The following is a 22,069-nucleotide window of genomic DNA, read 5'->3' as shown; positions in this document are numbered from 1 at the left end:
GTAAACCTTTGCTCTGCACGGTAGTTACCTGACAGTAGTAAGAGCTGGTTCGATGTGCGTGCCGAACGTTCCAGCCCCCTACACCGCAGGGAGACGCAGTGCCGCACTCCATGCTCCGCCGCACCCGCGGCGCGGCCGCCGCCACCGCGCTGGCCGCCGCCGTCATCGCCACCGGCGTCCCGCAGGCCGCAGCCGCGCCGGGCAGCACCGCACCGGGCAGCACCGCACGGACCGCCGCCGCCCAGGCCACCGCCCCGCAGCTGAAGGTCCTCAGCTACAACGTCTTCCTGTTCAGCAAGAACCTCTACCCCAACTGGGGCCAGGACCACCGGGCGCAGGAGATCGCCGCCGCCGGCTTCATGAACGGCAACGACGTCGTCGTCCTCCAGGAGGCGTTCGACAACTCCTCCTCCGACGCGCTCATGGCCGCCACGGCCGACCGCTACCCGTACCGGACCCCGGTCGTGGGCCGCAGCAAGAGCGGCTGGGACGCCACCGGCGGCTCCTACTCCTCCCTCACCCCGGAGGACGGCGGCGTCACGGTGCTCAGCAAGTGGCCGATCCTCCGCAAGGAGCAGCACGTCTTCAAGGACGCCTGCGGCTCGGACTGGTTCTCCAACAAGGGCTTCGCCTACGCCGTCCTCGACGTCGGCGGCGCCCGGGTGCACGTGGTCGGCACCCACCTGCAGTCCACCGACACCGCCTGCTCCGCCGGAGAGGCCGAATCCGTCCGCGGCAAGCAGCTGCGCGCGATCGACGCCTTCCTCGACGCCAAGGCGATCCCGGCCGGCGAGCAGGTGATCGTGGCGGGCGACCTGAACGTCGACTCCCGCACCCCCGAGTACGCCTCGATGCTCGCGAACGGGGACCTCGCAGCCCCCGACGCCCGCACCGGCCACCCCTACTCGTTCGACACCCAGGACAACTCCGTCGCCGCCGACCGCTACCCGGGCTACCCCCGCGAGGACCTCGATTACGTCCTGCTGCGCAACGGCCACGCCCGCCCGGCCGCCTGGCGCAACGACGTGATCAAGGAGCAGAGCGCGCCCTGGACCGTCACCAGCGGCGGCAAGCAGTACACCTACACCAACCTCTCCGACCACTACCCGGTCGTCGCCGGCGACGTCTGACCCGCCCGCCCGTCCCGCCGACCGCGGCGGGGCGGGCGGGTCCGGCAGCGCGGGCAGAGCGGGCGGGGCGGGGGAAACGGCGGCGCGGCGCCGCCCGCCCCGGATAACTTCCTTCCATGACAGTCCTGTTGAACGATGCCGTGCGAGACCTTCTGGACGCCGCCCACCCGGCCGTCCTCGCCACCGTGAACCCCGACGGGGGCCCGCAGACCTCGGTGGTCTGGGTCGGCCGGGACGGGGACGACGTGCTGATCTCCACGGCCGCAGGCAGGCGCAAGGAGAAGAACCTCCGCCGCGACCCCCGGGCGAGCCTGACCGTGTACGACCCGCGGAACCCGGACCGCTACGCCGAGATCCGCGGCACGACCACCGTGACCGAGGACGCCGGGCGCGAACTGGCCGTCCGGCTCGCGGAGAAGTACGAGGGCCCCGGCGCGGGCGAGGAGTACCTGCAACTCCCGCCGGAGCACGTCCGCATGGTGCTCCGCATCACCCCCCGGCGGGTCCTGGGGAGCGTCGGCGGCTGAAATCCGGGTACCGGTCCCGGAGTACGGGAGCGCGGTCCGTGCAACCGCCGCCCGTGCTCCCGGCGTCCTCGACGGTCATGGACCAGGACGTACCGGAGCCGCGCGCACGGACCCCACGGACCGTCGCCGCGGCCGTCGCCCCGACCGCCACCGCGCTCTTCGGGGCGGCCGCGGCCCTCGGCACCTGGTACCTGACCGTCACGGCACGCGCGTACTGCGACGCCGGGTTCGACGCCGGGGGGAAGTTCGAACTCAACGCCACCCTGCCGGTGATCGTCCTCGCCGGCGTCCTGTGCGCGCTCGCCGCCGGTGCCGCCGGCCGGCTGCTCACCCGCCGCGTGCCGACCGCCCTGCGGGTCTGCGTGACGGCGCTGCTGGTGGTCGCCGCGACGGCGCTCCTGTGCTGGTGGTACTTCGCGACGCGGGGAACCCTGGACGGCTACCCCGGGGACTCCGGGCTCTGCCCCCCGAGCAACATCCCCCCGTGGTGGCCGGTCCTCCTCCCCGCCTGAGCGGCCGCGGGGGAGCCGCACTGTCGGGGCGCCGTGGCAGAATCCGACGCCACCGGGGTGCAAAGGCACGCCCTGCCGCGCACATCCGGCCCGCCCGGGGCCCGTTCCCCGGGCATCCTGCAGTGCGCCCGCCGCGCCGTCCGTCGTACGTACCGTCCGCCCGGCGGGTGCCTCCACACTCCACGAGAGGGACAGATGCGCACACGCGCAACCTTCGCCGCACTCACCGCCGTCGCCGCGCTGGGCGGCCTCGCAGCCCCGGCCGCGCACGCGGACGAGGTACGCGGCGACATCCGGATCACCGATGTCGTGATCAACGGCGGCAAGAACATCGTGGCCGACGCCACCACGCCCGAGACGGTCACGGTCTCGGTGACCGCCACCGACCCGACGGGCATCCACGACGCCCGCGTCGAACTGTGGCGCGGCACCGACTGGGCGAACCCCGACGCCGTCATCCTCCCGGACCAGGACCTCGCCGACTGCGTCCCCGCCGGCGACACCGCGGCCACCTGCTCGCTGACCGTCACCCTCGACCAGTACCGCTGGCTGCAGAACAGCGACGCCGGGACGTGGAAGGTCAGCGTCTGGGCCTGGGCCGAGGGCGACGGCTACGCCTTCCAGGAGGCCCGCACGACCACCCGGCTCCAGCGGTACTCCAAGCTGACGGCCAACGCCTCGCCCGAGCCGGTGAAGAAGGGCGCGACCCTGACCGTCAGCGGCAACCTGACCCGTGCCAACTGGGACACCCAGGTGTACGCGGGCTACACCAACCAGCCGGTCAAGCTGCAGTTCCGCAAGGCGGGCACCGACACGTACAGCACCGTCAAGACGGTGTACACCGGCTCCGGCGGTGCGCTGAGGACCACGGTCACGGCGTCCGCGGACGGCTACTGGCGCTGGAACTTCGCCGGCACCTCCACCACCCCGGCGGTCAGGGCCACCGGCGACTACGTCGACGTCCAGTAACCCCGACCGGACGACGCACGGCCGCCGGCGCGGACCGCCGTTGCCCGTGGCGGCCGCCCGGGGGGAGGATGACGCGGCGCACGCGGCAGGACGCGTGCGCCGCTTCCCGGGTCTGTCCGCAGCCGTACACGACCCCGCGTTCCGACGAGTCGGGGAGACCACCCGTGCGCACCCGTTCCCGAACCGCCGCCGGCCTGGCCGGCGACCTGCCCGTCCTCCTCGTGGCCGTGGTGTGGGGGTCGAGCTACCTCGCCGCCAAGAACCTGGCCACGGAGGACTCCGTGGCGGGCATGCTGGTGCTGCGCTTCGGCGTCGTCCTGCCACTGTTCGGCCTCGCGGTGCGGCGTGCGCTGCGCCGGCTCGGCGCGGCCGAGCTGCGCGGCGGCGCACTGCTCGGGACGGTCCTCGCGGTGGTCTTCCTCCTCGAGACGTACGGGGTCGTCCACACCTCGGCCACCAACGCGGGCCTGATCATCAGCCTGACCATGGTGTTCACGCCGCTCGCGGAGAGCCTCGTGTCGCGGACGCCGCTGCCGCGCGCGTTCACGGCGGCGGCCGTGCTGTCGGTGCTGGGCGTGGTGCTCCTGACCTGGGGCGGCGGCTTCACCGCGCCGTCCGCGGGCGACCTGCTGATGCTGGGGGCGGCGGTGGTGCGGACCGCGCACGTGCTGGTGATGCACCGCCGCCGTGCGCTGCGCAGGGCGGACCCGCTCGCCCTGACGTGGGTGCAGCTCGCCTCCGCGACGGCGGTGTTCGCGCTGCTGGCACCGTTCACGGGGAAGTCGCCGGTGGAACTGGCGGGGGAGTACGGGGCGGAGCAGTGGCTGAACCTGCTCTACCTGTCCGTGTTCTGCACCCTCTTCGCCTTCCTCGTGCAGATGTGGGCGGTGCGGCGGACCTCGCCGTCACGGGTGAGCCTGCTGCTGGGGACGGAGCCTTTGTGGGCGGCCGTCTTCGGCGTCGCGCTGGCCGGCGACCGTCCGGGCGCGGCCGGACTGGCGGGCATGGTGCTGGTGCTGGCCGGCACGGAGTGGGGACGCCGCACGGCCGCCCCGGCCCCTTCACCCGCGCAGGCACCCCCCGCCGCACAGGGGGCTCCTCCTACGGCCCGGACCGCCCCCGCAACCCCGGGAGCCGCCGTCGCCCCGGAAGCCCCCGCAACCCCGGAAGCCCCCGCAACCCGGGAAGCCTCCGCAATCCCGGCCGCCGCGCCTTCGGCGGCGGGCGGCACGGCCGGCACCGGACCCTCGTAGGCCCCGCCGGGGACCGGGGCCGGCCGTCCGCGAAGCCCTCGGCCCGGGGCCGTGCGGCGCGGTTCCGCCGCGGCCCGTCCGTGTCGCGGCGCAGTGCCCCTGCGGTGTCGGAGGAGAGCACTACGGTTTCGTCCATGAGATGCGCACCGCGGAGATCCGTCGGATGACCGGGGAGTCCCCGGCCGGTACGACGCGCGCCGAGGACCTGCAGGCGCTCGTGCTGCTGGCGGGCCGGCGCAAAGCGGTGCGGACCGTCCTGGACTGGCTCGGGCGGCGCACCGGCGGCACCGTGGCGCTGGTGGCGGGCGACGGCACGGTGATCGCCGCGTCGCCGGGCCGCCCCGGGCCCGAAGCCGTGGCCGCAGTCGAGGACCTGCACCGGCGGGGGGTGCCGTCGGGCGTCGCGGGCGGGTCCGGGGCGCGCACCGTGCACGTCGTGGCACTGGGCCACGGCCCGTACCTGGCCCTCGACGGCCGCGACAGCCACCGGCACGGCACGCTGCTCGCCGACGCCGCGCGCGTGCTCGACCTGTGCTGGAGGCTGGAGGAGTCCGAGCGGGCCCGGCGCCGCACGGAGCTGGTGGAGGCGCACAGCCGGGAGGCGGTGCTGCACCTGCTGATGAACGGCAGCGTCGCCGCGGCGCACCGCATCGCGGGGGCGATGGGCCCCCGGCTCCCCAACCCCGCGCGGGTGTACGTCGTGGAGTGCCCGGAGCGCCGCCGGTCCGCGATCGCCGAGCGGTTGACGCGGACGGCGGCCGGCCGGGCGTGGATCGTCAAGTGCCCGGTGCGCCCGCACCACCTCATCGCGATCGTCCCGTCCGGCCTCGGCGGCCTGGAGGTGGAGATCGCCGAGCAGGTCCCCGAGTGCCGGATCGGAGTGAGCGGCGAGGTGACGCTCGGGGAGACGCCGCTCGGCTACGAGCAGGCCTTCCACACGCTGGCGACGGCGCGCGGCGCGCCGGACCGCCTGGCCCGGTTCCGCCGCCACACCGACCCCGCCCCTCTGCTCGGTCCCGAAGGCGCCCGATGGGCGCAGCACGTGCTGCAGCCGTGCCTGTCCTACGAGCCGGCACGGCGGGCCGGCCCCGGCGCGGAGGAACTGATCGGAACGCTCGGCTCGTGGCTGAGCTTCGGCACTGCGGCGAGCCGGCACCTGAAGGTCCACCGCAACACGCTCGCCGCCCGCCTGCGGCTGATCGAAGGACTGCTGGGGCTGGACCTCACCACGAGCCTGGCCGACCAGTCGGCCGCCTGGCTCGCCCTGCGGCTGCGCACGCACCGGCCGGCGCACCACCGGAACCCCCTGCCGGGACCGCAGGACCCACAGGGGCCCCAGCGCTCCGGCGACCCGGACCGGCCCGCCGGTCTGCCCGCGCTCCTCGCCGCCCCCGCAGCCCGGACCTGGGCCCGCACCCAGGTCGACCCGCTCGGTGACGCCGCCGGCACCGTACGGGCCTGGCTGCGCGCCGACGCCAGGGTCCCCGCGACGGCCGACTCGCTCGGCCTCTCGCTACCCGGCGTCCGCAAACGCCTGATCAGGGCCGAGGAGCTGCTCGGGCGCTCCCTGCTCCACGCGCCGAGCGCGAAGTACGAACTGTGGTTGGCGATGCGGTCGCTGGGAGAGCTCTGAGCCGACGGCGCCCCACCCCGTCCCCGTCCCACTACGCCCCGCCCTGCTCCGTCCCGTCCCGTCCAGCAGAGCGCCGCCACTTCCTTCCCTCTCTTCACAGCGGCGGCTCCGTACCGAGGCTGTGCAGGGAGAAACCCGCAAGCCCCCGTGCTGTGCGAAGAGAACCTCGCTTCACCCGCCCGCCCCCGTTTAACGTCCTTGTGCACGGACTCGGCCGGTCCGTCGGGAAGAGCGTCTCCGCGACCACGGGGGAGCCGCGGGGGCACCTTCCCGACGGACCGGCCGCGCCGTTCTCCGCGGCCCTGCCGCGGCCGCCCCGGGCCGGCCCGGAGGCCCCGCCGTACAGCCGCCGCGAACCGGCTGATCTGCAACGGAGGTTCGGGGCTAGGCTGCCGTGGCGGCAGCGCCGCAGGAAGGAGTCCCCTCCCGCGTCCCGCGTGCCGCAGTTCCGTTTGACCCGCCGCTGTCGAGAGGTTCACTTCGTGGGGGACGGCTTCAAGACCGACATCGACCAACTGGACAAGTTCGTGTCGATGTTGCAGCAATCCGTGAAAGACCTGGACGAGGCGCGCAAGGCGCTCTCGCACGTGCGCTCCGACCAGATCGGGACGGCCCGTCTGGACAAGGCCTGTGACACCTTCCAGGAGAGGTGGAGCCACGGGTCCGAGCAGATGAAGGAAATGATCAGCGCCATCAGCGAGGGCGTGAAGGAGAACAAGAAGAGCTACGCGGAGTTCGAGAAGAACCTCGCCGACGCCCTCAAAAAGGTGGAGAACGCATCGGCCTCGGGCGGTGGGAAGAACTGATGGCCGCCAACCCGTACACCCACCTCGGCTGGAACCCGGTGCCCGGGATACCGGAGGAAGTCTCCGCCCTGCACACCAAGGTGAACGCGGCGGCGACCGCGCTGCGCAACTCCCACCAGCAGGTCGAGAAGCTGCTCGGCGAGAGCACCTACTGGGAGGGCGACGCCGCCGACGCCTTCCGCGACGCCCTCGACGGCGACCTCCCGCTGTTCATGAAGAACGCCGCGCGCTCCCTGGAGAAGGCCGCCAAGGCGCTGGGCGACTGGCACGGCGACCTGTCGTCCAACCGGGACCTGGCAAAGAAGTACGACGACGCCGCGGCCGAGAAGAAGGCCGCCGCCGAGAAGGCCGAGAAGCGGTACGACGAGGCCGCACGGCACCCGGACCTCAAGCTCGCCAACAAGGAATTCCCCACGCAGGAGGAGGCCGACGCCGCGACGGAACGCCTCAGGGCGGCCGAGCGCGCCCTGGGGGAGGCCACCACCAGCCTCAACAAGGCCAACACGGCCTACGACGACGTCATCGCCAAGGCACGCGAGCTGGAGGACGAGCACGGCAACCTGTCCGACGCCGTCGCCAAAAAACTCGACGAGGCCGACGACAAACTGGCTCCCAAGGAGCCGGGATGGTTCGGCAAGACACTCGACGCCATCGGCGAGGGGCTTGCCGCGGCCGGCAAGTTCCTGCTGGACCACGCCGGGACCATCGGTGCCGTCGCCGGTCTGCTGGCCCTCCTCCCCACGCCGCTGGCACCGCTGTTCGCCGGAATCGCCGTCGTCGCCAGCGCCGCCTCCCTGGGCAAGAACCTCGCCAGCGAGGACTTCAGGGACTCGCTGATGGGCAAGTACGGCTGGAAGGAGGGCCTGACCGCGTGGGCCTCCGTCGGCGGCGACACCCTCGGCATGGTGCCGGGGGTGGGCGCCCTCGCCAGGGCGGGCAGCGAGGCGGGCCTCGCCGCGGCGATCGCCCGCGAGGGCGGGGAGGCCATGTCGCTCGGCGCCAAGGCGAGCGCCTTCACCGGCGAGATCGTCCCGGCCTTCTCGTTCAAGGCCCTCGACGTCGCCACCAGCGCCAAGAACATCGACTACGCCTTCAACGGCATCAACGTGGCCGCGAACACGGCGTCGTCCCTGGAGACCCTCAAGGTCATACCGGACGAGGGCATCGGGCACGACTCCGCCGAGGCCACCAAGGCGGTGGCCGCCGGGCGCGGCGCACCCGGCGCGTTCGGCGAGATCACCACCGACGTCGCCGAACTCGTGAGGGGCATACGACTGTGAACGACGTGTTCGGCGCCGCAGTGGCCGAGCCGGAACCGGCCTTCTGGTACGGAATCCCCCACGGATACCGCCGCCTGGACCTCCACCCGACGCCCGAAGGGCTCGAAGAGGTGGCCCGGCAGGTCGCAGAACTCCCCGAGGAGGCCCGCGACCGGGCCGACCAGGTGTTCCGCCTCTACGCCGTGGTCGTCACGATGCTGCAGCGGCAGCACGTGCTGGGATGGGCACTCGGCATGCACCCCGACGACAACGGCACCCCCGCACTGTCCGTCCTGACGGTCTCCAGCGTCCCGATGCCGGGGGTCAACCCCAAGGCCGTACTCGCCAGGATGCTGGCCCAAGGCGCCGGGACCGGACCGGACGGCGGCGTCCTGCCCGTCGAACTCCCCGCCGGAACGGGCTTCCTGATGGAGCAGGTACGGAAGACGACGGCCCCCGGCGCTCCTCCCGAGGGCCAGGAGGGGCCCCGGCAGGGGACGGTGTGGCAGGGAACGGTGGCCATACCGGACACCGCCTCCTCGTCCGCCGTGGTCGTGCAGTTGGTGACCGCGTCGGTGGATCTCGCCGACGACTACCGTGGCGTCCTGCTCGGAGTCGCCCGTACGGTGACGTTCACCGACCCGGCCGCGGCGGCGCGGCACGGTTCCGGGCCGGGGGCCTCCGGTTCCGGCGCGGAGGAGACGCGGAGCCCGTTCGGGTGACCGCCGAGAAGGAGGAATGAGCACGGTGCCGAAGATCCCGCAGATGCCGACCGCGACCGACGGGACGGACGTCCAGGGGGTCCTGAGACGGCACTACGCCGTGGCGCTCAAGCGCTTCGCGAAGTTCGCCGTGGTCCTCCTCCCCCTGTTCCTCTCGGCGATCGTCACGAAGATCGACTACCTGCTCCCCCTGAGCATCGCGGGCTTCATCGGCCTGCTGTCCGTGGCGTTCCTCCTCTACGGCCGGATCTCGTCGGCCCGGAGGTGCGCGCGGGTGTTCCGCACCTACCCCCTCGAGTTCCGGGCCCCGGTCGGGAAGGTGCACGAGCAGAGGCCGCTGACGCTGTACCTGCGCCTCGGCGGGGAGGGCGGCGGCGCCCGCATCATGCGGGCGAAGCGCCTGTCGGACGGCTCCGGCTGGCCCGAGGGGATCGAGAACGGCATCTGGTTCGCCGGTGACGAACTGTTCGGGGGCGCGGCCGTCGTACCGGGCTCCGAAGTGCTGCTGTTCATGCAGCCCTCGGAGTGGAAGGAGACGGACGCGGAGCGCCGGAACGCCGGGGAGGAGCGCGCCGGGAAGGCGGGAAGGGCCGGACTGAAGCAGTACGTCGTCCCCCGGATCTGACCCGCCGGGCAGCGGCCCGCCGGGCGCGGTCCCGGCGACGGCCCGCCCCGGCGGGCGCAGGAGCCGCCGGCCGGGACCGTGGGCCCCGGCGCCCGCCCGGTGCGGCGGCCGGGCCAACTGCGTTGCCACGCAAGCCGCGACGGTGAATCGGCCATCCACCGAGGCCGACGACCGATCACGGAAGATCGGGGCTAGGCTACGGAATCCGTGGCAGGACCATCGATGTACCGGGAGCCGGTACGGGATCCTGCCGCGCCGAACTCCCCGGGGATCACCGCACCATGGACTTCTGGGCAACTCCCGCGCCCGACCAGGCGAGAGCACTCTTATCGGACGAACGGTTCGCCGCGGCCGTCAGGGCCCGCCGGGGGCCTCTCCTGCGCTACGTCCTGAGCCTGCTGCCGGGTGACCCGCAGCGCGCGGAGGACGTGGTGCAGGAGACCCTGCTGCGGGCCTGGCAGGCCGCGCGCGACGCCGCCCGCCGCGACGCCGGGCGGGACGCCGGGCGTCCCCCGCCGGCCACCGCCGGGGCCGCCACCGGGGCCGCAGAGGACACCGCCGCCGCCGGAGCCGCCGCCAAGGCCGCCCGTGCGGATCCTCAGGAACCCTCCCTCGCCTGGCTGTTCACCGTTGCGCGGAACGTCGTCATCGACTGGAGCCGTCGTGACAGCGTCCGCCCCGCCCTGCTCGCCTCCCCCGCGCCCGATCCGGCCGAGCCGGTCGACGACCCCGCCCGGGTCGCCGACCGCGCGGAGGTCGTCGCGCTGCTCACCCCACTGTCCCGCCGTCACCGTGAGGTTCTGGTGTACACGTACCTGCTCGGGTCCCCAGGACCCGACACCGCCCGGGCGCTGGCGATCCCGCTCGGCACCGTCAAGTCCCGTCTGCACCACGCGCTGCGGGAGGCCCGGCGCGCCGCCGCCCGGTACGACCGGGACTGCGCGTGACGGGCCGGGAGGCGGGCACGGTCCCGCTCGCCGCGCTGCCGATGCCGGACCGCACCTCGTGGATCATCCTGGTCGGCCTGCTCGTCGCCGTCGTCGCGCTGCTGTGGTGGTGCGGGCGGGTGGTGCGCCGCCAGGGCGGCCTGCGGCGCGCGATGCGCCGGGCGCGCTGGGAGGCGCGGACGACCGGCCGCGCGGTGACCCGGCCGTGGCGGACGATGCGGCGCGACCGGCGCAGGACGAGGACGCTGACGGCGTTCCTGGCCGCACCGGACGCGCGGTCCACCGCGGCGGACGCGCTGGACCGCGCCGACCGTGACGCCGCCGGGCCGTGCCGGGCGGTCGCGGTGTCCCTCACCCCGGCCCGGGACCGGGTACGGGTCCTGCTCGCCGGGCGCGACGTCCCGGCGCCGCCGGCGCCGTGGAGCGCTGCCGAGGCCACGGGACCGTGGACCTGGGCCGCGCCGCTGGGCAAGGACGGCTCCGTCGCAGGCGGGATCCCGGAGACGGAGGCGGAGGCGGAGGCGGAGGCCGGGCAGCGGCTGCCGCTGGTCCTGGGCGTGGACCGGCACGGCAGCGGCGGCGTGGTCGTGGCCGACTGGTGCGCCGGTCCGCCCGTGGTCACCGTCGAGGGCGACGGCCCGGCGGCCCGCAGCGTGCTCCAGGCGCTCACGGCGCAACTGGACGCCCTGCCGGAGGGGCCGCAGGTCCTGGTGGCCGGCGGCGTCCACGCCCGCTTCGCCGGGCGCCCGCTGCCGGAACTGCTGGAACGGCTGGAACGACTGGAACAACCGGGCGCGGCGGACGGCGGCTTCGAGCCGCCGGTCCTCGTGTGCTGGGCGCCGGACGCCGCGGACGCGGCGCGGCTGTGCGCACTGGCCGAGCGGGGCGCGGCACGCGTGCTCGCGGGCGGCGCGGCCCTGCCGGGGTCCGCATGGGCGCTGCACGTGGAGGCGGACGGCCGGCTGCTGGCCCCCGAGCTGGGCGCCGACGTCGAGGCGGCGGCCTTGAGCCGCGCCGTCGCCCGCGCGCTGCGCGCCGCCGCCCGTGGCGGCCGCCGGCCCCCGCAGCCGCCCCGGCCGCCCCGGCCGTCGGCCGGCACCGCGGCTCCGGCGGGCACCGCGGCCGCCCCGGAACCGGCCGCGTCCCCGGCGTCGGCCGGCACCGCGGCCACGGACCCCGCCCGCACACCGGACCGGGACCGGACTCCGCAGACCCCGCAGACCCCGCAGGCCCTGCCGCCCTTGCGGACCTCGCCCGACCTCACCGAACCTGCCCCGGCCACCGGCCGCGCACCGGGTGCCGGAGACGGCAGGCCCGCACGCGAAGCACCGGCGGCCGACCTCGTCGAGCCCGAGCCCGTCCCGCCCGCGGGCAGCGGCCGGGGACCGCAGCAGGCGCCGCACGCGAAGGCAGCCCGGGACGTGGCGCCGGCCGCGCGCACCGGCACCGCCGGATCCCCTGCCGAAGCCCCCGCCGAAACTTCCGCCGCCACCGGCCGGACGCCCGCGGACGGACCGGCGGCCCTCGCGGAGCCCGGACCGGCCCCCGCCGCCGGAAACGGCCCGGTGGCGGAGCAGGCGCCGCCCGCGGGCAGGGTGCCGGCCGCACGGGACGGCGGGTCCGGAGCCGTACCCGCCGTCGGCCACGAGCCCGGTGACGAGCCCGGCCACGAGCCCGGCCACGGGCAGGCGCCGCCCCCGCCCGCGTCGGGCGCCGCCGTCGGCGCCGGGCCGCGGGCCGGTACTGGCGCCGGAGGCGCCGGAGGCGCCGGCGACTTCGACGAGCCCGAGCCCGCCCCCTCCCCCGCCGGCAGCGGGGTCTCTGCACAGCCCGAACGGAGCGAGCGCCACCCGTGAGACTCTTCCTCAGCATCAGCCGGCCGGGCACCGACCCGGCCGCTCCCGGCCGCGACGTGCTGGTCGACGCCGCCCCCGGCACCTCCGTCGGGCGCTGGCCGGGCGGCTGGCCGGGACCGCGGGCGCCGAGCCGCCCGCGCTGTTCGTCGACGGCCGCGAAGTGGACCCCGCGCTGCCGCTGGCGGCGGCCGGGTGCGCGACGGCGTGCGCCTCGGGCTCGGCGGCCCGGCCCCCGCCGAGCCGGCCCGGTACGGGCCCGCCCGCGGCCGGCTGGCACCGCCGTCGCGGACCCCGGACGGCGAGCGCCTGCCGCGCGGCGCCGGGGTCGAGCTGCACGTCGTCGGCGGCCCCGGGGCCGGCCGGGTGTGGACGCTGGCCCCGGGCACGCACGGCGTGGGCCCGCTGCCGGGCAGCGCCGTGCCGCTGGACGGCCGCGACGTGCCCGCCGACGGGATCCGGGTCGCCGTCCGCCCGGACGGCACCGTGCTCGTGCACACCGGCACCGCGACCGGGAACGCCAGGGCCGCGCTGTCCGAGCCGCAGCCCCCGCCGGATCGCCCCCGCGCGGACGCCGTGCCGCTGCCGCCCCCGCCGCCGCCGGAGCTGCCCGACCCCGCCGAGGAGGCGTACGAGCCGCTGCCCGGGGGCTGGCGCGAGTGGCCCCTCGGCGCGCAGCTGACCCTGGGCGAGTTCCTGCTGCGGGTGACCGAGCCGACCGAGGCGGACGCCGCCGTCGCGCCCTCCGCCGACGGCGCGTACCTGGACTTCAACCGGCCGCCCCGGATCGTTCCCCCGCTGACGCCGGAGCGCTTCGTCCTGCCGTCGCCGCCCGCGCCGCCCGCGAAGCGGCCGATCCCGCTGCTCGTCGTGCTGGCGCCGATGTTCTTCGGCGTCGGCATGGTGATCGTCCTGAAGTCGTACTTCTTCTTGATGTTCGCCTTCTTCAGCCCGTTCCTGGCCGTCGCCAACCACGTCACCGGCCGCCGGGCCGCCGAGAAGGAGTTCACCGAGGCCGTCGCCGCCTACCGGGCCCGCCGCGGCGCGCTGGAGCAGGACGTGCGGGACAAGGTGGACCGGGAGCGCCGGCTGCGCGTGGCGGGCGGCCCCGACCCGGCCGCGGCCGGGCTGTGGGCGGTCGGCCCCGGCGCCCGGCTGTGGGAACGCACCCGCGCCCACCCCGACCACCTGGCGCTGCGCATCGGCACGGTGGGCCAGGCGTCGCTGCTGACCGTGGACGACTCCTCCCGCGAGGACAACCACCGCTCCGTGCAGTGGACCGTTCCCGACATGCCGGTGGGCGTGGACCTGGCCGGGGACGGCGTGGTCGGCATCGCGGGCGAGCAGGCCGCCGCCCGCGCCCTCGCCGCCTGGATGGTGGCGCAGACGGCGGTCCTGCACAGCCCGCGCGAGGTGCGGATCACGGTGCTGACCGATCCGGCGGGCGCGTCCGCCTGGGAGTGGGTGCGCTGGCTCCCGCACGCCCGCCCCGGTCACGGCGGCGTCGCCGCCGAGCGTCCCGGCGGCCCGGCGGTGACCCTGGGCAACGACCCGGAGACGGTGGCCAACCGGGTCCAGGAGCTGGTGTCGGCCGTGCGGTCGCGGGCCCGCGCCAAGCAGGCGGCGATGAGCGGCGCCCTGCTCACCGAGCCGGACCTGGTGGTCGTGCTGGACGGCGCCCGGCGGCTGCGCGACGTGCCGGGCGTGGTGCAGGTGCTGAAGGAGGGCCCGGCGGTCCGGGTCTTCCTGATCTGCGTGGACCAGGAGGAGCGGATGCTCCCCGAGGAGTGCGCCTCGGTGTGCGCGGTCGGGGCGCGCGAGCTGACGCTCCGCCGCAGCCGCAGCGCCGACCTGCCGGGCATCCGCCCCGACCTGGTGGACGCCGACTGGTGCGAGCGGGTGGCGCGGGCGCTGGCGCCCGTGCGCGACATCACCCCGGACGGCTCCGACGGCCTGCCGGACCGGGCGAACCTGCTGCGGCTGCTGGAGCTGGAGCCGCCCACCGCCGCGGACCTGGTGCACCGCTGGGAGCAGCGGCCCGCCTCCACCGCGCTGCTCGGCGTCGGCTACACCGGGCCGGTCGTCTTCGACCTGGTAAAGGACGGCCCGCACGCCCTGGTGGCGGGCACCACCGGCGCGGGCAAGTCGGAGCTGCTGCAGAGCCTGGTGGCGTCGCTGGCGGCGGTGAACCGGCCGGACGAGATGACCTTCGTCCTGGTCGACTACAAGGGCGGCAGCGCGTTCCGGGAGTGCGTGCGGCTGCCGCACGTCCTCGGCATGGTCACCGACCTGGACAGCCACCTGGTGAGCGGGCGCTGTCCTCGCTCGGCGCCGAACTGGTGCGCCGCGAAAGGCTCCTGGCGGACGCGGGCGCCAAGGACCACGCGGAGTACCGGGCCATGCGCCGCCGCAACCCGCTGCTGCCCGCGCTGCCCCGGCTGCTGCTGGTAATCGACGAGTTCGCCACCCTCGCGCGCGACGTGCAGGAGTTCGTACCGGGCCTGGTATCCATCGCGCAGCGCGGCCGTCGCTGGGCCTGCACCTGGTGCTGGCCACACAGCGGCCCGCGGGCGTGGTCACCGCCGACATCCGCGCCAACACCAACCTGCGGATCGCGCTCCGCGTCACGGACACCATGGACAGCCAGGACGTGCTGGAGGTCAACGACGCGGTGACCATCCGCCTCCACGCCCGGCCGGGCCCTGGCGCGGGTGGGGCACCGCTCGGTGCTGCCGTTCCAGACGGCGTACGTGGGCGCCGTGCGGAGGACGCCGCCGCGGCCGCACCGGCTGCGGACGCACCCGCCCCCGCGGCCGCCGCGGACGCGCCGATCTGGACCAGCGACGTGCACTGGTCCCTGCTGGGCCGGGCCGCGGCCGAGCCCGCCCCGGGCAGGCGTCCGAGGACGACGACGCCGCCGCCGAGGCCGACGCCGACGGCCCCACGGACCTGTCCGTCCTGGTGGACGCGCTGCGCGAGGCCGCCGAGGAACTGGCGATCGCGCCGCAGCCCAGCCCGTGGCTGCCGCCGCTGCCCACCGCCCTCACCCTGGGCGACCTGCCCCGCCGCCCCGACCCGGGCAACGGCAGGCTCGCGCCGGTGCCGTGGGCCCTGGCCGACGTACCGGCGGCGCAGCGGCAGGAGCCGCTGGAACTGGACCTGTCCGCCTTCGGGCACCTGTACGTCATCGGCACGCCGCGCTCGGCCGTTCGCAGGTGCTGCGCACCGTCGCCGGGCCCTGGCCCGCCGGCACTCCAGCGCCGACGTCCACCTGTACGGCATCGACGCGGCCGGCGGCGCGCTGGCCGCCCTGACGGCACTGCCGCACTGCGGCGCTGTCGTGCCGCGCGCCGACCTGGAGCGGCTGGGCCGGCTGCACGCGCGGCTGCTCGCGGAGATGGCCCGCCGCCAGGAGCTGCTGGCCGCGCACGGGGTGGCGTCGCTGCCCGAGCTGCGCGGGCTGCTGCCGGCCGCCGAACGGCCCGCCCACGTGTGCTGCTGATCGACGGCTGGGACTCGCTCGTGGCGCTGCTCGGCGACCACGACAGCGGCCGGCCGGTGCAGGAGCTGACCGCCCTGATCCGCGAGGGCGCCCCCATGGGCATCCACGTGGTGGCCACCTCCGAACGCGCCCTGCTGTCGGGCAAGGTGGCCTCGCTCAACGACGAGCGGCTGCTGATGCGGCTGACCGACCGCAACGAGTACATGCTGGCCGGCATCTCCTCCAAGCAGATCCCGGCGGTCGTGCCGCAGGGCCGGCTGGCGGGGCGGCAGCGGCACGGAGGTGCAGGTGGCGCTGCTCGGCGAGGAGGCCGCGGACGCGTCCACGGCCACCGGCCGGGACCAGGCGGAGGCGCTGCGCCGGATCGGCGAGGAGGCGGCCCGCAGGGACCGGACGTGCCGGCGGCCCGCCGCCCGGCGCGGGTGCTCACCCTGCCGCGGCAGGTGGCGTTCACCGACGCCTGGGAGAAGGTGCCGGCCGAGCAGCGGCGCCCCCTGTGGGGCCTGCTGGGCATCGGCGGCGACGACCTGGAGCCGCTGGGCGTGGACTTCGCGGCCGGCTCGCCCTCGTTCCTGGTGAGCGGCCCGCCGGGGCCGGCCGCTCCACGGCGCTGGCCAGCCTGGCGGTGTCACTGCTGGCGGGCGGCACGCGCGTGGTGGTGCTCACGCCGCGCGAGTCGCCGCTGCGCGGGCTGCGCCGGCACCCGCACGCGGTGGTGCTGGAGTCGCCGGACCCGATGGCCGACGAGGTGCGCGACGCGCTGGCCGCCGGCACCGGCCCGGCGGTGGTCCTGGTGGACGACGCCGACCTGCTGGCGCAGATGCCGGCCGCCGATTCGGTGCTCCGGGAGATCGCGGCCACCGGCCGGGACCGGGGCCACGGGCTGGCGGTCGCCGCCACCGCCGAGACGCTGACGTCGGCGGGCATCGGCTGGCTGGGCCAGGTGCGGCGGGTGCGGCGCGGCGTACTGCTGTCGCCGCAGTCCCCCGCCGAGGGCGACCTGCTGGGCGTGCGGCTGCCGTACGACCAGCTGCGCGGCCGGCCGGTGCCGGGGCGCGGGCTGACGGTGGACCCGGTCACGGGGATGCTGGTGTCGGTCCTCATCCCGGAGACGGTGCTCCGCTCGGACGACGGGCCTGAGCCCCCAGACGCGCCCCGGGACCCGGTCCCGGGGCGCGCGGACCGGAACGGAACGGGCCGGGTCCCCGCCGTGCAGGACGGCGGGGGCCCCCGTTCACGCGCGTACGACCCGGGGCCGGGTGCGCGGCGGACGGCGCGGCGCGTCAGGACGCCTTGTTGGTGCTGGCCGCGATCTCCGCGTCCATCTTCTCCACGGACTCCTTGATCTTGGTGAACTGCATGGCGAAGCTGTTGATGCTCTCCACCGCCTGCTGGAGGGAGGCGGTGAGCTTCTCGTAGGCGGCCTTCATGGCCGGGCTGCTCTGCTGCATGAACAGGCCGTTGTCGAGCAGCCCTCGACCGAGGTCTTGGTGGACAGCAGGTGCGGGTTGATGTCGTTGACGGCCTGGTTCATGACACCGGAGACGCGGACGATCTCGCTGTAGTCGAGGTTGATGTTGCCGGCGGGCATGGATCGCTCCTTCTGTGCGGATGTGCGGATGTGCGGATGTGCGGGACAGGGCCGGGTGGTCCGGTCCGGGGGCCTGCGGAACGCCCGGACGGATCTCGGACGGCGCGCGGGCGGGCTCGGGCGGGGTCAGTCGTCGGAGCGCTTCCAGCCGGTGTTGCCGGCCGCGTTCCGGCTGGTCCACTCCTCGGTACGGCCGTCGGTCACCACGGTCTTGGTGCCGCTGCCGTCCTCCTTGACCTCGATCGTGGTGACGACCTCGTGGCCGTTGAGGTCCACGGACGTGGTGCTGGTGCCCTTGACGGTTTCCTGGTTGCCGTCGTCGTCCGGCCGGTCCGGGTGTAGGTCGTGGTGGTGTCGCGGTGCCCGGTCTCGGTGTTGTAGACGGAGTGGCTGGTGCCGGTGGTGGTGCTCTCGCCGCCGTCGCCGGGCGCCTTCGTGACGCTCTTGAAGGAGTCGTCGGTGATCTTCCGGCCGTCCGTCTCGGTGGTGACGGCCTTGCCGGTGGTGGTGGTGACGTTGCCGTAGACGTCGGTGGCCGAGGAGTCGTAGGTGCCGTCGGGGTGGTAGTTCGTGACGTCCTTGCTCGTCAGGCCGCTGCTCGTGCGCACCTCCGTGGTGATTTTGGTCGGCTTGCCGTCGGCGCCGTACTCGTACGTGGTGGTGGTCGAGTTGCCGCGCCCGTCCGAGGTCGTCCACTTGGAGGGCCGTTCGCCCTGCGGCGGCTTGGGCGCGCGCGGGTCGTCGGGGTCGACGTTGCCCGCGCGGACCTGCTCCTGCCACTTGTCCCAGATCTCCTTCTGGGTCCGGTAGAGGTCCGAGGAGAGGGACGCCTCCTGCTTGCTGGCCTCACCGGCGAGCCCGAAGTCCCAGTCGGCCCAGCCGCGGGCCACGCCTCGTAGAGGTTGGCGAGCTTCTCCAGCTTCTCCTCGGAGCGCTTGAAGGAGCCCTTCCAGACCGAGTAGTAGGCGCGGATGGCGTAGGGAACGCCGCTGCCGACCTCCGCGACCGAGTAGTCCTGCTTGCTCTCGCGGGCGTGCTGCACCTGGTCCTTGAGCGAACGGGCCTTCTTGGCCACCTGGTTGAGCAGCTCGTAGTCGACTGCGATGTCGGGCACAGCACTCCTCCGGGCGGACGGGCGGGCGGGCGGACACGCCGGGGCGGCCTCCCCCTGTGCGACGCACGCCGGACGCGGACGGTTCAAAAACGGACCCGTCCACCGCGGGCTGTGACATCGTTCACAGGGTGAACCGGCTTGGGGCCGGGTTACGTTGACCATGTGTCAGCGAAGGGCACGAGGGGACGGCCAGGAGGCGCAGGTGGCGGCACGCCCCGGGGACTGGAGCGCCCTCGGCCTGGATTCCGACCCCGCACCGGGCGACCCGGCCACGCTCAAGACCATCGCGGACGCCATGCGGGACCTGGCGGACTCCGCCGGCACCATCAACAACGGCCTGCGCGAGCTGCAGAACACCGCCGGGGACGGGCAGCGGTTCATCGGCAAGACGGCCGACGCGCTGCGCGACGTGGTCGACGAGCACCTGCACCGCTTCGTCGGACGCGTCGAGGAGTCCTTCCGCATCGCCGAGGCGCGCTGCGCACGTACGCCACCGCCGTGACGAACGCGCAGGCGGAGGCGGACCAGGCGTTGAGCGCCGCCCAGGGCATGTCCGAGACGACCCCGCGCGCGAGACGATGAAGGAACGCGCCCGCAGCGCCGCCTCGGACGTCTCCACCGCCGCAACGAACCTGCGCAACTCCCTGCACCACGCGGGCACGCTGATGGTGCAGCCGGTCAGCGACTGCGACCTGTTCTGGGAAGCCTTCCAGTGGCTCACGATCATCATCTCGGTGATCGCGGTGTTCACCGGCGGCATCCTCGGCATCATCGCCTGGGGCATGAACGCCGCCCTGCTCATCAAGACCATCGTGGACTTCAGCCAGGGCAAGGCCGGCGGCCTCGAACTGGGCCTCGCCTTCCTCGGGGTGCTCTTCCCCAGCACCAAGGGCATCAACGTCGGCCAGCTCGTCAAGGGCCTGGGCAACACCCTCAAGGGCGGCGCCTCCCGCATCTCCGGCTCCGCCCGGGCACTGAGCTTCCAGGCGGGCAACATCGCCCGGCTGACCGGCCTGCCGCACTTCGTGGTCCTGCCGATGGTCGTGGGCGCGAAGATCGGCGGCTCGCTGCGCTTCGACCTGTCGCGATCGGCCGCGGCATCATCACCGCCGGGCAGAGCGGCTGGAAGGGCGTGGTGGTGACCGTCCGCGCCGACTGGGCGCGCGCCACCGTCAACGCCTCCGGCACCTGGGGCAGGATCGGCGCCTACACCGTGGTCAACGTGCAGCGGCTGGGCCGGTTCACGGTGGCCGCGCTGGTGCCGCTGAACTTCGCCGAGATGAGCGTGCTCGGCATCGGCGGTGCCGCGCGCCTGGCGTTCGGCGAGCGCGTCCTCGGCATCGCCCGACCCGAACTGCACGCGCTGCTCGTCAACGCCGGCCGGCGGAGGCAGTGCTGGGCGCGGCAGCACACTGACGCACGTCCCGCCGGGCGCGCTGGTGCCCGCACCCCCACTGTACCGCCGGCGCGGTTCGGCGGGACGGCTTCTTCGGGGCCCCGTCGCCGGGCGGGCTGTTCCGGCCGGGCGCGGGCGCCGGGTTCGCCGGCACGGCCGACCTCGTGCACCTGTCGATCACGAAGCTGCCGACGGTCAACCTCGGCTCCCTCGGCTTCGGCGGCCTGGACGGGATGCGCGGACTGCCGGCCCTCGGCGCGCACACCGCTCCGGGCATGCCCGTGCCCGCCGTGCACGGGCTCGGGGCCGGCACGCCGGCCGGCGGGATGCCGACGCCCGGCGCCGGGACGCACGTACCGGGCGGACTCGTGACGGCGCCGCCGCCGGGCACGGCGCTGCACCTGCCGGCCGCGCCGACCGGAATGACCACCGCGCCGAGCGGGCTCAGCATCCCCGGCGGGCTGTCCGGCGGTCCGCAGCTGGTGGCGCAGACCGACCTGGCCGCCGGCCAGGTCCGGCTGGACAGCAACCTGCTGGTGAACGGCCACACCGCCATCGACCTGCTGCGCGACGCCCGCACCCCGGCGCCCCTCGCGCACACCGTCCCGCAGACCGCCCCGCACACCGTCCCGACCGTGCAGCCCGGAGCGGTCGGCGCATCCGGGCCGGCGTCTCCGGCGTGCCGGTGGCGGGCGTGGGCGACGGCGTGTCGATGGCACGGGGCGCGGTCGGGTACGCCGAGGACCTGGACAACCTCACCTTCAGCGAACTGCACGCCCTGTCGCTGGGCGACGTCGCCGTCACCGGCATCCGGGCGGACGGCATCTCGCTGCGCATCGGCGACGCCCCGGTACGGACGGTGGACGCGCACACGATCGCCGCCACGGCCCCGGTCGGACCCGCCCCGGTCGGCCACGCCCCCGGGACGGGCGCTGTGCAGACGCCGGGCGCGGGCACCGGCGCTGCCGCGCACGCGGGCGGCCCGCTGCACGTGCCGGGCGGCGGCGCGGTCCAGACGCCGGGCGGGGCGCGGTGAACCTTGTGCCGAACCCGGCGGCCGCGGTCGAGGTCCCGCGCTCCGGCCCGGCCCCACGCGGCCCCGGCCCCGGCCGCCGGCGCCCTCCACGTGCCCGGAACGAGCACGGTGCACGGGCCCCCGGCCACCGGCGGCGTCCACGCCCCGGCTGCCGGTGGTGTCCACGTCCCGGCTGCCGCGGCCGGGCACGCCCCCGTCACCGGCGCCGGGCACGCCGTACCGTCCGGGCACGCCGCACCGCCCGTGAACGCCGGGGCGAAGGTGACCGGCGACGGGGTGCCCGTACCGGGCGCGGTGCCCCGGGGCGCGGCGCCACCCCGACCCCGGCGGGGCCTCGGCCGCGACGCCGCCGCCGGCACCGGCCCTGAACCCGCAGGAGCTGGCCCTGAGCCTGCTGCGGGACGACGGTCCGGCGGGCCCGCCGCCCGCCACGCACGGCGTCCGCGCGGAGAACGCCACCGCGGTCTCCGCGCGCCCCGCACTGGACACCGCCGGCACGGCGCCGCGCGGCGCGGCCGACGCCGCCCTCGACCTGGTGGCACGCCCCGGCCGCACCGGCGGCACGGACCTCGCCACCCCGCCCCGGCCCAGGCCGCGCACACCCCGGCACCCACCCCGGCCGCCCAGGCCGCACCCACCCCGGCCGCCGCGGCCCCGCACACCCCGGCGCCCGCCGGGGACGGTGCCGTGCCCCCCCGCGTCGGCCGTGCCCTCCCTGCCGCCCGCCCCCGGCGGCAAGGGCAAGGGCAAGGCCCCGCGTCGCAGCCCGGCGGCGACGGACTGTCCGGCCCGACGACCGTGCCCGCCGGCAACAGGTGGGGCGGCCGGGACGCGGCGATCACCATGAACCGGCGGATGCACGCCGTCCACAAGTCGTGATCGGCAACACCTCCGGCCCGGAGGCCGCCGCCCGGGTCAACGGCTGGGCGTCCTACCAGCAGGCGCTGACCCGGCTGGGCCAGGCCGAGAGGCGGCTCGACCAGGTCGCGCCGCCGGGCGCCGCCGGCCCCTCCAGCCCACCCCCGCCCACCGGGCGGCCCTGGCCGACTACGCCCGCGCCGAACAGGCCCTCGACCGGGCCGAGGACGCACTGCGCCGGCTCGGCATGGATCCGGTGGCCACCCACAACGAGATCCGCAGCATCATCGGACGCATCGCCGTCGAACGCGGCGGCTTCCTCCTCGGCGGCGCCCC

General features: G+C 75.5%; 21 protein-coding genes and 1 pseudogene. 18 read left to right on the top strand and 4 right to left on the bottom strand.

Annotation, left to right across the window (positions count from 1 at the left end):
* Positions 1–98 precede the first annotated feature (98 nt).
* From sph to GQS52_RS27720, 15 genes and pseudogenes are all read left to right on the top strand, one after another.
* Complete coding sequence (gene sph, locus GQS52_RS12120) at positions 99–1,130, top strand: sphingomyelin phosphodiesterase (RefSeq protein WP_259370732.1); 1,032 nt, start codon at positions 99–101, stop codon at positions 1,128–1,130.
* A 116-nt stretch (positions 1,131–1,246) separates the two neighbouring features.
* Positions 1,247–1,657, top strand: coding sequence for a PPOX class F420-dependent oxidoreductase (locus tag GQS52_RS12115; protein WP_182313459.1), 411 nt, complete (start codon positions 1,247–1,249; stop codon positions 1,655–1,657).
* 77 nt (positions 1,658–1,734) lie between these two features.
* The gene (locus GQS52_RS27740; protein ID WP_259370731.1) at positions 1,735–2,169 is read left to right on the top strand and encodes a hypothetical protein; all 435 of its coding nucleotides are present in this window, start codon (positions 1,735–1,737) and stop codon (positions 2,167–2,169) included.
* A 195-nt stretch (positions 2,170–2,364) separates the two neighbouring features.
* A complete protein-coding gene (locus GQS52_RS12105; protein ID WP_182313458.1) occupies positions 2,365–3,138 on the top strand; it encodes a DUF5707 domain-containing protein in 774 nt (257 codons plus the stop codon).
* Between the two features lie 164 nt (positions 3,139–3,302).
* Positions 3,303–4,187: pseudogene (locus GQS52_RS12100) on the top strand (DMT family transporter); the annotation flags it as partial.
* A 343-nt stretch (positions 4,188–4,530) separates the two neighbouring features.
* Complete coding sequence (locus GQS52_RS12095; protein ID WP_259370730.1) at positions 4,531–6,024, top strand: helix-turn-helix domain-containing protein; 1,494 nt, start codon at positions 4,531–4,533, stop codon at positions 6,022–6,024.
* Between the two features lie 482 nt (positions 6,025–6,506).
* Positions 6,507–6,830 (top strand): hypothetical protein, encoded by a 324-nt coding sequence (locus tag GQS52_RS12090; RefSeq protein ID WP_182313456.1) that lies wholly within the window; start codon positions 6,507–6,509, stop codon positions 6,828–6,830.
* Complete coding sequence (locus tag GQS52_RS12085; RefSeq protein WP_182313454.1) at positions 6,830–8,110, top strand: putative T7SS-secreted protein; 1,281 nt, start codon at positions 6,830–6,832, stop codon at positions 8,108–8,110. Before GQS52_RS12090 ends, GQS52_RS12085 begins: the two co-directional genes overlap by 1 nt.
* Positions 8,107–8,811, top strand: a complete 705-nt coding sequence (locus tag GQS52_RS12080; RefSeq protein ID WP_259370729.1) for a hypothetical protein — start codon at positions 8,107–8,109, stop codon at positions 8,809–8,811. Before GQS52_RS12085 ends, GQS52_RS12080 begins: the two co-directional genes overlap by 4 nt.
* A gap of 16 nt (positions 8,812–8,827) precedes the next feature.
* A complete protein-coding gene (locus GQS52_RS12075) occupies positions 8,828–9,436 on the top strand; it encodes a hypothetical protein (protein WP_182313452.1) in 609 nt (202 codons plus the stop codon).
* Between the two features lie 281 nt (positions 9,437–9,717).
* A complete protein-coding gene (locus GQS52_RS12070) occupies positions 9,718–10,383 on the top strand; it encodes a sigma factor (RefSeq protein WP_182313450.1) in 666 nt (221 codons plus the stop codon).
* On the top strand, positions 10,380–12,239 hold the full coding sequence (locus GQS52_RS12065) for a hypothetical protein (RefSeq protein ID WP_182313448.1): 1,860 nt from the start codon (positions 10,380–10,382) through the stop codon (positions 12,237–12,239). Before GQS52_RS12070 ends, GQS52_RS12065 begins: the two co-directional genes overlap by 4 nt.
* A gap of 204 nt (positions 12,240–12,443) precedes the next feature.
* The gene (locus GQS52_RS27730) at positions 12,444–14,687 is read left to right on the top strand and encodes an FtsK/SpoIIIE domain-containing protein (RefSeq protein WP_259370728.1); all 2,244 of its coding nucleotides are present in this window, start codon (positions 12,444–12,446) and stop codon (positions 14,685–14,687) included.
* Positions 14,688–14,781: 94 nt separating this feature from the next.
* Complete coding sequence (locus GQS52_RS27725) at positions 14,782–15,738, top strand: FtsK/SpoIIIE domain-containing protein (protein ID WP_259370727.1); 957 nt, start codon at positions 14,782–14,784, stop codon at positions 15,736–15,738.
* A 625-nt stretch (positions 15,739–16,363) separates the two neighbouring features.
* Complete coding sequence (locus GQS52_RS27720; RefSeq protein WP_259370726.1) at positions 16,364–17,083, top strand: hypothetical protein; 720 nt, start codon at positions 16,364–16,366, stop codon at positions 17,081–17,083.
* Here GQS52_RS27720 and GQS52_RS27715 read toward each other — a convergent pair.
* From GQS52_RS27715 to GQS52_RS12050, 3 genes are all read right to left on the bottom strand, one after another.
* Positions 17,022–17,189 carry a hypothetical protein gene (locus GQS52_RS27715; RefSeq protein ID WP_259370725.1) on the bottom strand — a complete coding sequence of 56 codons (168 nt, stop codon included), beginning with the start codon at positions 17,187–17,189 and terminating at the stop codon, positions 17,022–17,024. The two genes, GQS52_RS27720 and GQS52_RS27715, sit on opposite strands and share 62 nt — an antisense overlap.
* A complete protein-coding gene (locus GQS52_RS27710; protein WP_259370724.1) occupies positions 17,165–17,329 on the bottom strand; it encodes a hypothetical protein in 165 nt (54 codons plus the stop codon). Before GQS52_RS27710 ends, GQS52_RS27715 begins: the two co-directional genes overlap by 25 nt.
* A gap of 200 nt (positions 17,330–17,529) precedes the next feature.
* A complete protein-coding gene (locus GQS52_RS12050) occupies positions 17,530–18,219 on the bottom strand; it encodes a hypothetical protein (RefSeq protein ID WP_259370723.1) in 690 nt (229 codons plus the stop codon).
* A gap of 426 nt (positions 18,220–18,645) precedes the next feature.
* Here GQS52_RS12050 and GQS52_RS12045 point away from each other — a divergent pair, with 426 nt between their 5' ends.
* From GQS52_RS12045 to GQS52_RS12035, 3 genes are all read left to right on the top strand, one after another.
* Positions 18,646–18,945, top strand: coding sequence for a hypothetical protein (locus GQS52_RS12045; RefSeq protein ID WP_182313446.1), 300 nt, complete (start codon positions 18,646–18,648; stop codon positions 18,943–18,945).
* Positions 18,946–19,021: 76 nt separating this feature from the next.
* Positions 19,022–19,585 carry a hypothetical protein gene (locus tag GQS52_RS12040; RefSeq protein WP_182313444.1) on the top strand — a complete coding sequence of 188 codons (564 nt, stop codon included), beginning with the start codon at positions 19,022–19,024 and terminating at the stop codon, positions 19,583–19,585.
* Between the two features lie 948 nt (positions 19,586–20,533).
* Entirely contained in the window at positions 20,534–20,875 is a 342-nt protein-coding gene (locus tag GQS52_RS12035) for a hypothetical protein (RefSeq protein ID WP_182313443.1), read from the top strand.
* Positions 20,876–21,806: 931 nt separating this feature from the next.
* On the opposite strand, the gene GQS52_RS12030 is transcribed toward GQS52_RS12035, so the two are convergent.
* On the bottom strand, positions 21,807–22,001 hold the full coding sequence (locus GQS52_RS12030; RefSeq protein ID WP_182313441.1) for a hypothetical protein: 195 nt from the start codon (positions 21,999–22,001) through the stop codon (positions 21,807–21,809).
* Between the last annotated feature and the right edge of the window lie 68 nt (positions 22,002–22,069).

It is taken from the genome of Streptomyces sp. SCUT-3, from assembly GCF_014083985.1.
Classification (GTDB): Bacteria; Actinomycetota; Actinomycetes; order Streptomycetales; family Streptomycetaceae; genus Streptomyces_H; species Streptomyces_H thermolineatus.
Note: the sequence above shows the minus strand (reverse complement) of the source record. Positions and strands in the feature narration are given on the sequence as shown.

Bases quoted from the DNA above. Each gene is read 5' to 3' on its own strand.
- GQS52_RS12115 (WP_182313459.1), top strand. From the start codon at position 1,247: ATGACAGTCCTGTTGAACGATGCCGTGCGAGACCTTCTGGACGCCGCC.
- GQS52_RS27740 (WP_259370731.1), top strand. From the start codon at position 1,735: ATGGACCAGGACGTACCGGAGCCGCGCGCACGGACCCCACGGACCGTC.
- GQS52_RS12105 (WP_182313458.1), top strand. From the start codon at position 2,365: ATGCGCACACGCGCAACCTTCGCCGCACTCACCGCCGTCGCCGCGCTG.
- GQS52_RS12095 (WP_259370730.1), top strand. From the start codon at position 4,531: ATGCGCACCGCGGAGATCCGTCGGATGACCGGGGAGTCCCCGGCCGGT.
- GQS52_RS12085 (WP_182313454.1), top strand. From the start codon at position 6,830: ATGGCCGCCAACCCGTACACCCACCTCGGCTGGAACCCGGTGCCCGGG.
- GQS52_RS12075 (WP_182313452.1), top strand. From the start codon at position 8,828: ATGAGCACGGTGCCGAAGATCCCGCAGATGCCGACCGCGACCGACGGG.
- GQS52_RS12070 (WP_182313450.1), top strand. From the start codon at position 9,718: ATGGACTTCTGGGCAACTCCCGCGCCCGACCAGGCGAGAGCACTCTTA.
- GQS52_RS27715 (WP_259370725.1), bottom strand. From the start codon at position 17,189: ATGCAGCAGAGCAGCCCGGCCATGAAGGCCGCCTACGAGAAGCTCACC.
- GQS52_RS27710 (WP_259370724.1), bottom strand. From the start codon at position 17,329: ATGCCCGCCGGCAACATCAACCTCGACTACAGCGAGATCGTCCGCGTC.
- GQS52_RS12040 (WP_182313444.1), top strand. From the start codon at position 19,022: ATGAAGGAACGCGCCCGCAGCGCCGCCTCGGACGTCTCCACCGCCGCA.